Origin of the sequence: Anabaena sp. CCY 9613 (assembly GCF_963920895.1) — a bacterium.
Classification (GTDB): Bacteria; Cyanobacteriota; Cyanobacteriia; order Cyanobacteriales; family Nostocaceae; genus Cyanocohniella.
In genome coordinates this window covers 43102-59582 of record NZ_CAWUDE010000008.1, presented here as the reverse complement: position 1 = coordinate 59582, position 16481 = coordinate 43102, and the positions used below count along the sequence as shown (strand labels likewise).

The window sequence follows — 16481 nt, the reverse complement described above, 5'->3', positions numbered from 1 at the left end:
GCTATGGAAAAAACCCATTTTCTTCAGGGAATTTACTCACGCATTCAGTAGGTAATATACCAGATTATGGAAACTGAATACAAGTCAATCACCTTCTTTCTGACTAATTTTTTGAATTTATTTATTTAGTGAACACAGAATAATCCGCCGTTTATAGCGTAACAATGCCCCTTGAGTTTCAAATTGTTGTAACAGCCGTGTTACTGTGACGCGAGTTGTGTTTAAAACTTCAGATATTTCCTGATGGGTGATGTTTAAATCAATCAATTTGCCTTGTTCTACGTCACGTCCAAACTTTTCACTTAACCACAGCAGAAATTTCCATAAACGTAAAGATATGGGCTTGGAATGCACAATACTTAAAAGCTCTTCTGAATGTTGAATGTGGGATAAAAAAGCATCGATATTTATATACCAAAGGTGAGGTGGTATCATGCTTACTTCTACGCTTGTCAAACATTCAATTTGATAAGGTTGGACTTTAGATAAAGGATAACCAATTAAATCTCCAGCGCCCCAGTAACCCAGGGTAATAAATAATCCGTCTTCACTCCAGGTTAAGGTACGAACTGCTCCCCGCTCAATGCGCCACAGTACGTCGTTACCAGGTGGAATTATTTCCCTACGACTAAATAACTTTTGTGGTAAGTGTTCACCGAGGCTAGATTCATGTGAGACATTGGGTAAGTTGGGAGTCAAACTTGTGGAAGACATTATGCAAGTACTTGTAGGAGTATGAACTGGAATTAATTGCAAACTATAAAAATTTTTTTATTAATTTATTCAAAAAAATTAATCGGTGAATATCTTCAGCTTGGTCAGATAAAAAGAATTTATTTAATTAACTCATATTTTTTATAAGATGATTTTATATGTATAAATGTCAGATAATCACTTGTAAAAAAATTAAACTTTGCTCACAGCCACAACTGCTGGCTTAGGAGGAGAATTGGGAGTCTTATGAGGCCAATTAGAACCAATAGGAACTTGACGAGTTTGTAAAAATTCTTCACCTAAAGTATTGGTAATCACAAATTCTCTAGTTTCAGATGCTTGGTCTTTACGTATACCATGAAATTCTCCTGGGTGTTGTATTGATAAAAATATAGTTTTGTGATCTGGAGTGAAGCAAGGCCCAGTAGTTTCACACTCCATCGGCCCCATCCCAAATAAAAAAGCTTTACCAACATCTTCACCGTGGGTGGGCAGAAACCAAATGGCATTGTTACCAAATAATCCAGATAAACTTACAGCTTTACCTTGGTCATTCGTACGAGTTTTGATGGAATTATTGAGTTTATTCGTGGAAATATCGGTCACCATCCATAAATTGTCTTGAGGATCTAGCAATAAATTGTCTGGGTTAGCAAAACCCATACCGCCGGCTGCTGGTTCCCCTCCTGTAGCTAAGATTTGCCAGCGAAAAGTATGTGCAGATAAATCATTGTGATCTTCACTTAAGCGCATGAGCCAACCATATTCATAAGGTGTTTCACCTGTAGGACTTTTGAAGATCCGTACATCAGCACCTCCTTGTTGATCTGGAAAACCAGAGGTAAAGGCAATGTACAAATCACCATTAGCTGCAATCACTGTATCTTCTGGACGTGCTGTGCAAGTAGCACCGACAGCATTAGCAGCGTAGTGGGCATCAATTAAAATGGCACCTTGCTTTTCTTCGGGGGTGCCGATGTAAAGTTCACCTAGTTGTTGATATATTTGTTTAAACTGAGTAATTTCCTCGTCTTTTTTCACTAACAAATAACCATCGTTGATCGCTGCGGATGACTGGAGTTTGGGGCCAATGGGTAGCCTGATCACATTACCGGCGATAATTTGCGGAATATCAGGATTAATTGGTGTGTCTGCATTGAGTGGTAGCCAATGACCTGTACCATCAGCGTTAAATTTGGCAGCATAAAGCATTCCCTGTTGTAATAACTGAGAATTGGCTTTGTCTTTGGGGTTATTTACACGATCACGGCTGATAAATTTGTAAATATGTCCTCCCCGGCGATCGCATCCCGAATAAAATGCAATGGGTTTACCTTTTTCTACCCTGACTCCCACAGCTTCATGGCGGTAACGTCCTAGCCAGGTATGTTTTGTCCCGTAGTCTTTGGGGTTGGCTGGGTCAATTTCCACAATCCAGCCATATTTATTTCCCGCTAAACCAAAAACATTACCTTGTCCGTACAGTTCTTCATCACCTAAAGCAAATGGTCGTTGGCTAGGGTCAAAAGAAGTACCGTCAGCATATACAGCTTCTGTAACTTGTATTTGAAAATTTTCTTCCGCACTGAGAACTGTACCCCACGGGGTTGTTCCGCCAGCACAATTAGCAAAAGTCCCAATGATGCGATCGCCTAATTGATCAATATACCCTTGTCCTTGTTGTTTGCGAAATACTGCCACTGCGGGGCCAGTTGCTTGCAGATACCGCCCATCTTCTAAGCCAGAAATACCACTTATCCGTCTATCAGCTACAGAATTATTTCTTTCCCACTGGCCATTATTTCCCTGGCGAATTGATATGACACCCAATCCTTGATCTAGCAGTGCTTCTGTACAAATTTCTCGGATTTGGGCTTTGATGGGATCGCTATCTGGCAAAGCATAAGCATTAATTTCTATTTTGCCTGATGATTGTGCTTTGAGGGCAGTTTTTACAGACTCAAAAGGCAGCGATTTCCCAATTACCTGCTCATAAGTTTGTATCCAGGGGATAGTACTGACATATTCAAAATTAACTGAGAGATATCCTTCATTTTCTGCTGTTGGTAAAAACGATAGATAATCGTTGTTGTAACCAAAACGAGAATCACCTACCACATCACCCCAAGCCGCAATAACTTGATATTGAAAGCCTTTTGGTAGCACCAAATCATCTACTACTTCATAGGTGCTGTATTCTGCTTGCTGTTGTTCTGGTGTCAAACCTGCTGTTGCTAAGGGAATAGGGCCCTTTATGGATTGAAAAGAAAATGGTATTTCAGCGTTTGTAATCTTGTTATCACAACCTGTCACATAACTCAGTGCCAATGCACTTGTACTGCCCCCAATTAACAATAAAAAATCCCGGCGTGTGATACTCATGGGTTTGATTAATTACACCAGATTTATCAGCTAGTGATAAAAACAACAGTTTTGATGCTTGTTGTAGCTAATGTAATTGGGCCAGGTTAAGAAAAAGTAATCGTTTGGTAAATTGTCTGTTGGTTAACCAAGTTTTTATTTTCGGGACTGCGAATTAGAAAAAAAAGGATTGGTAAATAGGTAACTTACCAACCCTCAATTCCTCATCCCTAAAACTGAATTAATGACGTTGACCGGTGACAATGTATGCTACTCTTTGACCAATATTAGTAGCATGATCTGCCATCCGTTCTAGACAACGAATTGCCAATGCTAGCAACAGAATCGGTTCAACTACCCCTGGCACATCCCGCTGCTGGGACAAGGTTTGATAAACACGATCATAGGCATTATCTACAGCATCATCTAAATGCTTTAAACCTCTTCCACCCACTTCATCCAAATCGGCCAAAGCTTTTAAGCTAGTGGCCAGCATTGCTTGTGCATGGTGGGACATGTTTTCAATCTCTGGTAAAGTCTCATGAGGCGCATAAGGAAAAATTTTAATGGCAATTTCCGCTAAATCCTCAGCATAATCGCCAATACGCTCTAAGTCTCGCACCAACTGCATAAACGCACTCAAGCAGCGTAAATCTTGGGCTGTGGGTGCTTGCAGCGTCATAATGGCTGTACAATCTGATTCTATTTGTCTATAAAAACGATCTATTTTTTTATCTAGTTGGGGAAGTTCCTCAGCTGCGGTTAAATTACGAGAAAATAGCGCTTGGTGGCTGAGGCGGAACGATTGTTCTACCAAGGCTCCCATACGTAATACATCTCGCTCTAAGCGCCTAATGGCACGTGTTAACTGGGGACTTTTGGGGTTGGAATTAGGGTCATACAAGACGGCTTTCACACTTGTTATCTCAAAGGTGAAGATATTCTTAACTATAATCTTGGCTTTGAGAGTTTGCCATAACTTCAGGAATTTGAAGTTGCATCCAAGCGCCACCAGTTTCTGGATGGTTCATAGCTTTGATAGAAGCACCATGAGCTGCAAGAATTTGCCAGACTATGGCCAAACCTAAACCATTACCCACAATTGCCCCCATACTGTTACTTTCTGGTAATGGAGAATGAGTGCGTGCTTTATCTCCTCTGTAAAATCTCTCAAAAATATATGGTAAATCTGCTTGTGAAAAACCTATGCCCGCATCAATAAGATTTATTTCTAAAACTGGGCTTGGGCGATCGCTATCTTCTGGGGAGATGATTTTCGCTTGAATTTGAATGCTGGTACAAGGAGGACTATATTTGATACTGTTATCCAGCAAGTTGAGAAAAACTTGATAAATTCGGGCAGAATCTGCCTTAATCCACAGATTTTCTGGACCAGTATAAGACAGAGACAGATGTTGCTTTTGGGTTAATGGTTCTAATGTTTCCCAAACCGATAAAATTAGCGATCGCAGTTCCAGAACTTCTAGATGCAATTGCATCGTGGGGTTGGCTTCCATTTGGGTGAGTTCTAACCAGCTTTGCACCAAGTTAATCAGCCGATCAACTTCTTGCATCAAGCGGTTAACCCAACGATTTAACGGCGGATCTAGGCGATTTTGTAAGGTTTCCACAATCAGACGGATTGAAGTCAGTGGAGTTCTCAGTTCATGGGCTAGATCAGAAAAAGAGCGATCGCGTTCTTGATTCATATCTAGCAACGGTTGGCGATTTTCTAGAAAAACTCCCACTTGTCCCTGAGGTAAAGGCAAGCTGAACGACCGCAAAGTCAATGATTTAATGGTGGGCATTTCTGCCGCATTATCACAAGCTGGGTGAAATACCCAATCTTTGGTCTGCGCTTTTTGCCAATCACGTGTTTTTTCAATTAAATGGTCAAGATCATAAGACCTCACCAATTCCAACAACAACCGCACTTGTTCTGGTTGCCAACTTTGCAGGTAAAGCATTTCCCGTGCTTGTTGATTACACCACAACAGTTGGTTTTCTTCATCTACCTGTAAATATCCTAGTGGGGCAAAATCCAGTAAATCTTTGTAGATTTGCAACGAGTGCTGCGAATCCTGTCGTTGCTGCTTAATAGTTGCTATTTTTCGCTGCAAACGGGGAATTAGCGGTAGCGATACCTCAGAATTATTCGCGGTTAAAGGTGAGAGTACTCGCCCCAAATAGCGGTTCAATTGAATCTGTTGCCAAATCCAAAACCCAATGCCTACCGCTAAACCCAGAAAAAATCCCAATAAGAGCATTTGAGTATGAGTTGCTAGTTGGTTGGTAATTAATCAAAACTAACAACTATCTCACAAATTATCCGAAACGATAGCCAAAACCTCTGACAGTCACAATGTATTCAGGGTGACTTGGGTCTTGTTCTAATTTCTCGCGTAACCAGCGGATGTGGACATCGACAGTTTTACTGTCGCCCACAAAATCTGGGCCCCAAACCTGATCTAGCAATTGCTCCCGTGACCAGACTCGGCGAGCATAACTCATAAAGAGTTCCAACAAACGGAACTCTTTGGGAGAAAGATTCACCTCATGACCACGAACCAGCACCCGACACTCTTGGGCATTCAAAGTGACATCTTTATGTTTGAGGACTGGTAGTTGTGGCAAAGTGCTTAAGCGTTGACGACGGAGTAGCGCCCGACAACGAGCGACTAATTCCCTCATGCTAAAGGGTTTAGTTAGGTAGTCATCTGCACCTACTTCTAACCCCAAAACGCGATCAGTCTCGCTACCTTTGGCACTCAAAATCAAAATTGGTACTGGGTTTCCTTGGTGACGCAGCAAGCGACAGATATCTAGCCCATTAATATGAGGTAGCATCAAGTCAAGAACAATTAAGTCAAAAGGCGGCTCTCCTGAGTTGGGTTCAAAACTTTTGAGATATTCGACAGCAGACCGCCCATCAGGGGCTGTGATGACACCAAAACCTTCTTCTTCCAATGCTACAGCTAGCATTTCTTGGATTAATTCTTCATCTTCTACGACCAGAATCCGACTAGTTTGTCCGATTTCTGCTCTAGTAGAATACTTAATTGATTCACTGGTATACATTGATAACAGAAAAATCTAGTTTGTGCTTGTATCAATTACGCTGATGCAATTAATTGTCTGATTTCAGTGGATATATGTTCTTACCGCAGTGAATTCTTTTGCAAAAAGTAATATATATAACACTACAGGATAAATTGCTGTAATTGCAAGCAGCTAAGAGTATTTTTGACTATCTAGCATTTTCGATTTCTCTTTACTGGCGATTCTGCATTGACAACCGCAAATTACGTTGATTATGAATTACGAGGATACGATTAAGCCCGCATAAGAGAATTATAGCTAAGTAAGTCAGAATTACTGGTACGTCAAAGAATCCCGATATTTTTATCATACCGGGATTTTCGTTGCTAGTTCACGGTTACTTTTTTATACTTAATTGTCGCGTACCGGAGCCTCTAGATTGACTTCACGGCGACTTCATGGCGGTACTAATGGTCTGTTTTTTCTGGTCTACCGTTGTTCAGGGGTTGTTTTCTATTCTTAGTTGTTTCATCTATTTTTTTGTTAGATGGTTGGCTGGAATTAGGTTGTGGATTAGACATAGGACTCAATGGCAAGATTAACTATATCTTTCTATACAACTAAGATATAAGTAATTCCGGTCATTAGTTAAAAAAGTTACATATTAATATAAAAAAATAGAGCCGCTACAATGTTCACGTCTCTATCAATTAGGAAACCCAATCTTCTTAAATTTTGCAAAATACTTAATTTTAACCGTGACTTTACTGAGTTTGATTAATTAATATTGGTACATAAACACTTATTCCTGGGCATCTGATTTTTGACGGGGCTGTTGATCAATGAGATTTTTTTGACTTTTCAACCGGATGGTACCAGATTCAGTTTTACGAGGCTTGCCATTATTAGGAGGTTTGGGACGAGTCATATAAATATCCTCACGGTTGCGTTATTTCTCTTACTGGAACTACAACAGTGTAAATTAGTATTCCGGAAATTTAAGAGGGGTTGGCATAGATGTCAAGTTAAGGAACAAAACCCAACTTTACCCAACATTTGGTATGCTTTGTTGGGTTGTGTTGTGCTTAACCTAACCTACTTTTCTGACTATAAAGCTACCCTTTCACTCAGGGTAAACTTTTGACTAGCCCCTTCACGCAAAGGTAGAGTCTAGATTTGGGGGGATATCTTGAATCCGTCCTGGACCGATCGCTCGTAGTGCTTCTTTGAGAGAAATGTCACCAGTATATAAGGCACGACCGACAATTACACCTTTGACACCTTGGTGTTCTAAGCCCAATAAACTCAATAAATCGGTGACAGAACTCACGCCACCGGAGGCAATTATAGGTATAGAAATTGCTCCAGCGAGTTCTCGTAAAGCTACTAAATTTGGGCCAGAAAGAGTCCCATCACGGTGAATATCAGTATAAATAATGGCGGCTGCACCAAATTCTTGCATTTGTACAGCTAGTTGGGTGGCTAAAACTTCTGATGTTTCTAACCAACCGCGAGTGGCGACTAATCCATTACGGGCATCAATACCGATGATAATTTGTTCGGGAAACTCTTGGCAAAGTTCTTGGACTAACTGGGGTTGTTCGACGGCGACGGTTCCCAAAATTGCCCACTGTACACCTAAATTAAATACTTGTTGTACGCTAGTGCGATCGCGCAATCCGCCACCTATTTCAATGGGTACTGATATTGCTTGAGCGATGGCTTCAATGGCTTTTAAGTTAACTACTTTACCTGCTTTCGCACCATCTAAATCAACTAGATGTAATCGTGTTGCACCCTGATCAACCCACTGTTTGGCCACATCCACGGGATTTTCACTAAAAACTTGCGATCGCTCATAGTCTCCCTGATACAGTCGCACACAGCGACCTTCTAGTAAATCAATAGCAGGAATTACATCCATATCACCAATCCCTCGTTATTGGGAGTTTTCATTTTTATTTTTTAATTGTCTAATGGCTTGGGCAAAACCCACCACCACTAAAATATTAGCCAGCGTTAAAAAAACTTCTGCCCCTCCGTGTAGCCAATCCACATTAGCTAAAGACTCGCCGTAGTGCAGTTGGGCGTAAATTCCCGCCGGGATGGTAACGCCAACAAACACCAGCGTTCCATAAAATCCATATAGCGCTAAACGTGGCATTTGTTGACTACGGCTAATAAACCACAAGAAACCCAAATAGGGAAACAATGACAGAGCAAATAGGGTTTCTTTAGATATCATGATTCTGATTTAAGGGGTTTGGCCTCAACAACATTGGTTTGCGGATCAACAGACTTAGTGGAACGCCAAATCCACACAGCTGCTGCCCACAGGGTAAAATTACCAACTAATGTCATGGTAGCTTGTAGCGTTACCAGCCATTCTAGAGATGTAGGATTATCGAAATAATGCCAGGTACAGGCACACATGGCACTAACTAAAGCTGGTAACATGGCTAAGGATAATCCCCACCAACTGCGGTTACCGGTGAGTTCTCCGTAAGTCCAGATTAACCAGATGGCGACAATCCACTCAATAACGCTAGAAACGTGAATAATCCAGGTGGGAATCGAAAGGGCGTGCATAAGTAATTAAAAATTCACAATTAAAAATTCAAAATGGGGAAGATGCGGGCGTTATTGTCTGGGTATTACGGTAAAGGTAATGGTGGTGACGAAGCTTTATTGGCGACGCTTTTGCAAATGCTACCACCTCACGTCACGCCTGTGGTGCTTTCTGGTAATCCAGAAGCCACGCGCGATCGCTATGGGGTGGAAAGTTATAATCGCATGGCTATGTTACCTGTATTGCAGGCTTTACGTGACTGTGATGCTTTGATTTGGGGCGGTGGGAGTTTAATTCAAGATGTTACTAGTACCATTAGTCCATTTTATTACGGCGGGCTGATGGCGTTGGCTCAAAAGATGGGTTTGAAAACCATTGCTTGGGGCCAAGGAATTGGCCCGTTAAAACGTCCGCCCACTCGCTGGTTAGCACGGCAAAATTTTCAAGGTTGTACCAAAGTTAGTGTACGCGATCGCGTCAGTGCAGATTTATTAGCCCAGTGGCAAATTCCTTGTCTGTTAGCGCCTGATCCTGTTTGGGCGTTAGATAGTAAACCAGTTCCCGGACTTTGGGACTTCCCAGCGCCGAGAGTTGCTGTGACGTTAAGAAACCATCCCCAACTGACAGCAGCACGTTTGGCTAACTTAACTCGCGCCTTAATAGATTTTCAAACAGCCACCCAAGCATTTATATTATTGCTGCCCTTTCAAAAAAGTGAAGATTTAGAAATTGCTGAAGCGATTCAACCCCAATTAAAAGATGTTAGCCAAATTTTGTGTTTAGAAGATCCCCAACTTTTAAAAGGTGTTTACAAAGGCGTAGAAATGGTCATTGGAATGCGCCTCCACAGTTTAATTATGGCTGCGGCTGAAGGTTGTCGCTGTTTTGCTCTAAGTTACGATCCCAAAGTCAATCGGTTAATGGAAGAATTAGAAATGCCTGGTTGGGATTTGGCCAAGTTACCAGATGACTCCAACATAATTAGTACAACCTGGATAGAACATTATGCCAACGGTGAGCCGCTTTCGTCTGACCAAATTCAATCTTTAGTCGATAGGGCATTAATGCACCGCGATATTTTGAATACAGTCTTCACAACATAAGTTTGTTGTTAGGGAAACTGACTTGTCAGCACTGACGCTATGGTTAATAAAGCGAGCATTTTACTCAGGCGATCGCTAATCTATTTTCATGAGAATCAAAACTTGGCTAAGATGAAAATACCACGCACAACTTTAATTTTAATCTTCCTAGCCCTGGGGTTGGGTGGTTTTGTTTACTTCTATGAAATTCGCGGTGAAACTCAGCGACAAGAAGTTAAGGCACAACAGCAGCAAATATTTTCATTTACAGAAGAAGATATCCAATCTTTGAGTATTAAAACCAAGGATATCACCCTCAATTTACAACGTAATGCGGACACCAATGATCCCAAATGGTTGCTGACATCTCCGACATCAGAACCAGCTAATGACGCCATAGTTGCTTATTTAACAGATTTATTAGTTAAAGGTACAAGCGATCGCACTTTATCAGCTTCAGTTAATCAGCGAGCCGACTTTGGTTTAGATCAACCCCAAGCGACTATCAATATTAATCTGAAGAATCAAAAAACTCACCAGCTAATTTTAGGTAATCCTGACTTTAATCGTCGTTTCTTGTATGCTCAAACTGATTCTGCTGTGCAACCTAATGGTAATATGGATGTCCTGTTAGTATCTGTAGATTTTGAAAATGCCGTAAATCGAGAAATCTCTGAGTGGAAACAACCAGAAGATGCAAGTGCGGCTGAACCAACTCCAGAAACCGAGCAGTAAAAATTGATACTAGAATAACTAAAGCGATAGTCCGCAGTTATGACAAATCCCACCGCCACTTTGCTCATTTCTTGCCCTGATCAAAGAGGACTAGTAGCAAAATTTGCTAATTTTATCTATGCTAATGGTGGCAACATTATCCATGCAGACCAGCATACGGACTTTGCTGCTGGGTTATTTCTCACCCGTATTGAATGGCAATTAGACGGATTTAATTTGCCTAGAGAATTTATTTACCCTGCATTTAATGCGATCGCTCAACCTTTAAATGCTCAGTGGGAATTACACTTTTCTGATACTATCCCACGGATTGCTATTTGGGTAAGTCGGCAAGACCATTGTTTATTTGATTTAATTTGGCGACACCGTGCTAAAGAATTTGCTGCTGAAATTTCTTTGATAATTAGTAACCATTCTAATTTAAAGGTGGTGGCTGAACAATTTGGCATTGATTTTCATCATATTCCCATTACTAAAGATAACAAATCTGAACAAGAAGCCCAACAACTAGAATTATTACAACGATACAAAATTGATTTAGTTGTATTGGCGAAATATATGCAAGTTGTCAGTGAAGATTTTATTAATCAATTTCCCCAGATTATCAACATTCATCATTCATTTTTGCCAGCTTTTATCGGAGCGAATCCTTATCATCGCGCCTTTGAACGGGGGGTTAAAATTATTGGAGCTACCGCTCATTATGCTACTGCTGATTTAGATGCCGGGCCCATTATCGAACAAGATGTAGTACGAGTTAGTCACCGTGATGAAATTGATGATTTGATTAGAAAAGGTAAAGATTTAGAGCGAGTAGTATTAGCTAGAGCGGTGCGGTTACATTTACAAAATCGCGTTTTGGTATATGCCAATAGAACAGTAGTATTTGGTTAAACATTCGCGTAGCGTGCGCGCAGCGCATACCGCACGCAAAGGACACAAAGAACACAAAGAAATTAAAGAGAGTAAAAGGAAGAATTTATTGGGAAAATAAAATAATTTGGGTTAATAAGATTTACCATCACTACCAAAGTATTCTCTATAGCTACAAATTTTATCTCCCCGCACATCAAAAGAAACTGCTACTCTATTTTTATAAGGTTGTCCTAATAAAAGTCCTTCATCACAAAATTCAAATACTACAGTTGTTTCATTACTGGTAATCCGGTCTAAAGAAGTTAGTTTTAATCCGGGTTTAAACGATGCAGATACATATTCAAAAAACTCTGTAGCCCTATCTTTACCTGCATTTAATCCGTGAAATTTGCCCATGGGAAACCAAAAGGTAAAATCTTCTGTGAGCATATCTAAAAATGCTTCCCATTCACCAGTCGCTAAACCGTGAGTAAAATACTCAAATGCCTGTCGAGCCACTGACAAAGTATTTGCTGAATTTTGGGTCATTAGTTTTTATTTTTTCAGTTTTACCTTTTGTAGTAATTCTTCTTTAATGCGATTGAGAATTGATGTTTCATCTAGGTTAGACAAAATCTGACCGATGACTGCTTTTGGCCCTTCTGGCCCCCAAGTGGCTCCATTGGCCAAATAAACTTTGGTTACTTGTCCAATGCCATAAGAAGAAACACCCGATACCCCAGCTTGAGTTAAGGCCACTGAGATATAAGGGCCAATGGTAGCGCCAGCTGTAGCTGATGCAGAGATACCTAGTAAAGTTTTTAGTCCACTCAAGCCCAAGTTAGCTAACAACTCACTGACACCAATACCCCCCATACTCAAGGCGATTTTTTGTAGCAATTGTACAGCACCAGTTTCACTCATGGGGATGCCATAGAGTTTAGATAAACCCAAAATCAGGGAAATATCAATTACTACACTACTCAGTATATCTACTACAGTAACCGGATTGAGAGCGATCGCAACGGCTTTGGTCATCACGGCTTTCCAAATCAACTGATTAGCATTCTGTTCACGAATGATTAATTTTCGCTCTACTAATTGCTCATTCACGTTGTCGGCATAAAGCATAGTATTGAGAGCAACCAAAGCTTTACCCTCACGGTGCAGAATCTCCAAAATTTTCAGCTTCAGTTCTTCAATTTGGGCTGTACCTGTACGCATCTGCATTCCCCTACTACCATCCGGGCGCAGTACTGCTGTTTTCACCAACGGTGATGCGGCTGCCATGACGATTTCTAGCGGCGTGAGTAATTCCTTTACCCGCTCATCGCGGATTTTTTGGTAAATTGCCCGGCGATCGGCTTCAGGATACTGGTCTACTTTATTAAATACCAAGATGATGGGCTTACCTGCTTCCCGCAACTGAGAAAGAGCTTCGTGTTCTATCTTGGTCATATCTCCAGAAATCACAAACAAAATTAAATCTGCTTGCTTGGCTACTTGTTCAGCTAAAGCTGCACGAGTGTCACCATCTACCTCGTCTAAACCGGGAGTGTCAATTAATTCCACCTGAGATTGACCGGTTGCAGGTAAAGTCACCCGTAAAGTACGTTCAGATTCGCCAATAGCCTCCTCACTAATACTCCAGTTCACTGTTTGGGCATCACGGGTAACTCCATGTAAAGGGCCAGTTTCAAACACCGTTTGCCCAACCAAGGCATTTAATAGGGAAGATTTACCACGTCCCACCATACCAAAGGCAGCAATTTGCACTACCATGCTGTCTAATTTACCCAACATGGTTTCTAAATCAGCCAGTTCAGCCTCTAATCCTTTTTTTTCTTGGGGTGACAAATCAAGATTGACTACTAAATTCCGCAGCGCCGTTTGTGCTTGTTTATAATTTAGTTCTGTTTGAATATCTTCAAAGCTAAAAATGGCACTATCTAGTTCCTCCTCCCAGTTGAGAGAATTAGCATCCGTGTTGGCAGAATCGCTGTGATGAGGTTCAGGTAATGGCAATGTGGAAGTCATAGCAATGTGAAATTTGCAATATAGGATTTTATCCCCATAGTTCTATCCTAGTTATTTTTGACAAGCGTTAGCGTCGCTTACCTTAGGTATGGCATAGAAGGAGGTTGAGAGATGAGGGAGAATTAATTCTTCATCCCAGTCCCTACTCCCTACTCCCCAATTAATGACTAATGACTAACAAAACGTCCTAAACTGAAAAATGCATCTAGTAGCGTTAGAATCTTGACTAAATCACCTGTGCGTAAAATAGTAATTGCCGGTAACTGGAAAATGTTCAAAACCCAGGCAGAAACCCAGGAGTTTTTACGAGGATTTCTGCCCAATTTGGAGGAAACGCCCGAAGGACGAGAAGTGGTATTATGCCCTCCCTTTACTAACTTAAACGTTTTATCTAAAACTTTACATGGTAGCCGCATCCAGTTGGGGGCACAAAATATCCACTGGGAAGAAAATGGAGCCTATACTGGTGAAATTTCTGGCCCTATGCTGACGGAAAGTGGTGTGCGGTTTGTAATTGTCGGTCATAGCGAACGACGGCAATACTTTTGTGAAACGGACGCAACTGTTAATCTACGGCTGAAAGCGGCTCAAAGGTATGGTTTGACACCAATTTTATGTGTTGGTGAAACGAAACAACAACGAGATGCTGGAGAAACTGAATCACTGATTTCTACCCAGCTAGAAAAAGACCTCGTAGATGTGGATCAAAATAACTTGGTGATTGCCTACGAACCAATTTGGGCAATCGGTACTGGTGACACTTGTGAAGCAAAAGAGGCTAATCGGGTAATTGGTTTAATTCGCAGTCAGTTGAGTAATCCCAATGTTTCAATTCAATATGGTGGCTCAGTGAAGCCAGAGAATATTGATGAGATTATGGCTCAACCAGAAATTGATGGCGCGCTTGTGGGAGGAGCGAGTCTAGAACCTGCAAGTTTTGCGCGGATTGTCAACCACAAGTAACCCCATGCATAACGCCTTTTCCCTGGCAAAGCCGGGGAATGCGTTTTATTCAATCACTAATGAATAATCAAAGTGCTTTTGCTTTCATTACAATTTTTGTGCAGCGGGCATCTTGTCCGCATTGGCAGAAAAAGATAAGTTATGTAAATTTATGTCAAGCAAGTTGATAATTCGAGGACGCTGTTTCCATTGGGGACAGCGCACTTATCTTATGGGTATTTTGAATGTCACACCTGATAGCTTTAGTGATGGAGGTGTGTTTAATAATAGTTCTGCGGCTTTGGCACAGGCACAAGCAATGGTAGCGGCTGGTGCTGACATTATTGATGTGGGTGGTCAATCAACTCGACCGGGAGCGCCACAAATAACTTTAGCAGAAGAACTGGATCGAGTAATACCAGTATTGCAGGCGCTAAGAGAAGAAATTACCGTACCAATTTCTGTAGACACAACTAGGGCTGCTGTAGCAAAAGCATCTGTAGAAGCTGGAGCAGACATGATTAATGATATTTCTGGGGGCACCTTTGACTCAGAAATGTTCCCCACAGTAGCTAGTTTAGATGTGCCAATTGTGTTGATGCACATTCGGGGTACACCGCAGACTATGCAACAAATGACTGATTATGAGGATTTAATAAGAGAGATTTCTAGTTTTTTAATAAAACAAATTTCAGCGGCAACTGCTGTGGGTGTTGATCAAAAGAAAATTATTATTGATCCTGGTATTGGTTTTGCGAAGAATTATGAGCAAAATTTAGAAATTTTTCGCCGCTTGCATTTATTGAAAGAGTTAAACTGTCCTATTTTGGTAGGAGCATCCCGTAAAAGTTTCATTGGTCACATTTTAGATCAACCAGATCCGCAAGCACGGGTTTGGGGCACAGCAGCGGCTTGTTGTGCTGCAATTTTTAATGGTGCTGATATCCTCCGAGTTCACGATGTTTTAGAAATGCGTGATGTGTCACAGGTAGCTGATGCGCTGTTGCGACAAGAATACAGCATACCTAAGAGTTAGGATTACCATTTTCAGAACTTCTGCCGTTACCTTCTCTTGCTACTGCATCAGCAATCAACTGATCATACACTTCATTACTTTTGCTGGGGTCTACAAAAACAATTTTGGCGTTATTGCTTTCACCTAATTTTTGACTAGCCATTACATAATCTTGAGCTACAAGATACCGTAAGATTTCTCTGCTTTCTGGATGGGTACGTAAAGCTTCAGCAATTATCTGCATTGAAGTTTGAGTTCCTTGGGCTTTTTTAATAGCGGCGTCACGTTCCCCTTCTGCTTCAAAAGCCAATGCTCGTTTTTTTATTTCCGCAGCCCGTTCCTCTTCCATTGACTTTCGCACGCTTTCCGGAGGTGTCAGGCTTTGAATATCTAATCGCAGAATCTGAACGCCCCAATCTTCTGTGGTCCGATTCAACTGGTTTAAAATGGCTGTATCCATTTCGGCACGGGAAACGTTGGTTTCCTCTACAGTATTTTGGGCAATGACTTCTCGCAGTGTGGTTGTCGCTAACTGTGTTAGTGAACCTTGGAGATCATCAATTTCGTAAAAACTCTTGACCATATCTCTAATACGCCAGAACAGAACAGCATCAACTTCCAGGTAAATGTTATCTCTGGTAATCACATTTTGCGGTTTGATATCTAGAAACTGCTCGCGGGTTGTATCTTCCATCACCACCTGATCAACCAGAGGCACAATAAAGTTCAGTCCAGGTGAAAGTTTACGATGATATCGCCCCAACCTTTCTACTAAGGCTTCGTTACCTTGATTAATTAATTTGGCAGATCCTAAGGCATAGCCTATCAGCGCTAAGACTATGGCAATAAGTGGCTCCATACATCCTCCTATTCAGCTTTTGGGCGAATTTTAGTTTAAAAGACATGGTACTACCTTAGTCCTAATTTCAGCTTAATGTTTTGAGGCTGTAATCTTATGAACATCAATATTGATATCTCATTACAAGTCGCTGGTCTTCTAGGTATTGCTTAGGCAGAACATTTTGGCATCATGCGATCGCTATTAAAGCACCTAGATCACACGCTGGCAAGGAGGAGGTATGTTATTAAATTTACTTTTAGGGCTTGGGGATAAGGGATTAGTGATTGGTGT

At 41.2% G+C, this 16481-nt stretch carries 17 protein-coding genes; 5 read left to right on the top strand and 12 right to left on the bottom strand.

Annotation, left to right across the window (positions count from 1 at the left end; all coding sequences use genetic code 11):
* Positions 1–117 precede the first annotated feature (117 nt).
* The 9 genes from ACM0OT_RS11425 to ACM0OT_RS11385 form a co-directional block, all read right to left on the bottom strand.
* Positions 118–714 (bottom strand): Crp/Fnr family transcriptional regulator, encoded by a 597-nt coding sequence (locus tag ACM0OT_RS11425; protein ID WP_414544498.1) that lies wholly within the window; start codon positions 712–714, stop codon positions 118–120.
* Positions 715–906: 192 nt separating this feature from the next.
* The gene (locus ACM0OT_RS11420; RefSeq protein ID WP_414564465.1) at positions 907–3096 is read right to left on the bottom strand and encodes a PhoX family protein; all 2190 of its coding nucleotides are present in this window, start codon (positions 3094–3096) and stop codon (positions 907–909) included.
* 220 nt (positions 3097–3316) lie between these two features.
* Entirely contained in the window at positions 3317–3991 is a 675-nt protein-coding gene (gene phoU / locus ACM0OT_RS11415; protein WP_414564464.1) for a phosphate signaling complex protein PhoU, read from the bottom strand.
* A gap of 28 nt (positions 3992–4019) precedes the next feature.
* A complete protein-coding gene (locus tag ACM0OT_RS11410; RefSeq protein ID WP_414564463.1) occupies positions 4020–5342 on the bottom strand; it encodes an ATP-binding protein in 1323 nt (440 codons plus the stop codon).
* A 58-nt stretch (positions 5343–5400) separates the two neighbouring features.
* A complete protein-coding gene (locus tag ACM0OT_RS11405) occupies positions 5401–6153 on the bottom strand; it encodes a response regulator transcription factor (RefSeq protein WP_414544494.1) in 753 nt (250 codons plus the stop codon).
* A 763-nt stretch (positions 6154–6916) separates the two neighbouring features.
* Positions 6917–7042, bottom strand: a complete 126-nt coding sequence (locus ACM0OT_RS11400) for a hypothetical protein (protein ID WP_414564462.1) — start codon at positions 7040–7042, stop codon at positions 6917–6919.
* A gap of 225 nt (positions 7043–7267) precedes the next feature.
* On the bottom strand, positions 7268–8038 hold the full coding sequence (gene hisA / locus ACM0OT_RS11395) for a 1-(5-phosphoribosyl)-5-[(5-phosphoribosylamino)methylideneamino]imidazole-4-carboxamide isomerase (RefSeq protein WP_414564461.1): 771 nt from the start codon (positions 8036–8038) through the stop codon (positions 7268–7270).
* Positions 8039–8053: 15 nt separating this feature from the next.
* Complete coding sequence (locus ACM0OT_RS11390) at positions 8054–8359, bottom strand: DUF3593 domain-containing protein (RefSeq protein ID WP_414541863.1); 306 nt, start codon at positions 8357–8359, stop codon at positions 8054–8056.
* A complete protein-coding gene (locus ACM0OT_RS11385; RefSeq protein WP_414564460.1) occupies positions 8356–8703 on the bottom strand; it encodes a DUF2499 domain-containing protein in 348 nt (115 codons plus the stop codon). Before ACM0OT_RS11385 ends, ACM0OT_RS11390 begins: the two co-directional genes overlap by 4 nt.
* Positions 8704–8745: 42 nt before the next feature.
* Here ACM0OT_RS11385 and csaB point away from each other — a divergent pair, with 42 nt between their 5' ends.
* The 3 genes from csaB (at position 8746) to purU (ending at position 11394) form a co-directional block, all read left to right on the top strand.
* Positions 8746–9786, top strand: coding sequence for a polysaccharide pyruvyl transferase CsaB (csaB, locus tag ACM0OT_RS11380; RefSeq protein ID WP_414564459.1), 1041 nt, complete (start codon positions 8746–8748; stop codon positions 9784–9786).
* Between the two features lie 111 nt (positions 9787–9897).
* Positions 9898–10500, top strand: coding sequence for a DUF4340 domain-containing protein (locus ACM0OT_RS11375; protein WP_414564611.1), 603 nt, complete (start codon positions 9898–9900; stop codon positions 10498–10500).
* Between the two features lie 39 nt (positions 10501–10539).
* Complete coding sequence (gene purU, locus ACM0OT_RS11370; protein WP_414564458.1) at positions 10540–11394, top strand: formyltetrahydrofolate deformylase; 855 nt, start codon at positions 10540–10542, stop codon at positions 11392–11394.
* Between the two features lie 111 nt (positions 11395–11505).
* On the opposite strand, the gene ACM0OT_RS11365 is transcribed toward purU, so the two are convergent.
* Complete coding sequence (locus ACM0OT_RS11365) at positions 11506–11904, bottom strand: nuclear transport factor 2 family protein (RefSeq protein WP_414564457.1); 399 nt, start codon at positions 11902–11904, stop codon at positions 11506–11508.
* A 6-nt stretch (positions 11905–11910) separates the two neighbouring features.
* Complete coding sequence (locus ACM0OT_RS11360) at positions 11911–13392, bottom strand: GTP-binding protein (protein WP_414564456.1); 1482 nt, start codon at positions 13390–13392, stop codon at positions 11911–11913.
* 237 nt (positions 13393–13629) lie between these two features.
* On the opposite strand from ACM0OT_RS11360, the gene tpiA reads away from it, so the two are divergent.
* Together tpiA and folP are read left to right on the top strand one after the other, a co-directional pair.
* Positions 13630–14355, top strand: a complete 726-nt coding sequence (gene tpiA / locus ACM0OT_RS11355) for a triose-phosphate isomerase (RefSeq protein WP_414564610.1) — start codon at positions 13630–13632, stop codon at positions 14353–14355.
* Between the two features lie 151 nt (positions 14356–14506).
* Positions 14507–15370, top strand: coding sequence for a dihydropteroate synthase (folP, locus tag ACM0OT_RS11350; protein ID WP_414564455.1), 864 nt, complete (start codon positions 14507–14509; stop codon positions 15368–15370).
* On the opposite strand, the gene ACM0OT_RS11345 is transcribed toward folP, so the two are convergent.
* Positions 15360–16208 (bottom strand): SPFH domain-containing protein, encoded by an 849-nt coding sequence (locus ACM0OT_RS11345; protein ID WP_414564454.1) that lies wholly within the window; start codon positions 16206–16208, stop codon positions 15360–15362. The genes folP and ACM0OT_RS11345 overlap by 11 nt on opposite strands.
* Positions 16209–16481 lie beyond the last annotated feature (273 nt).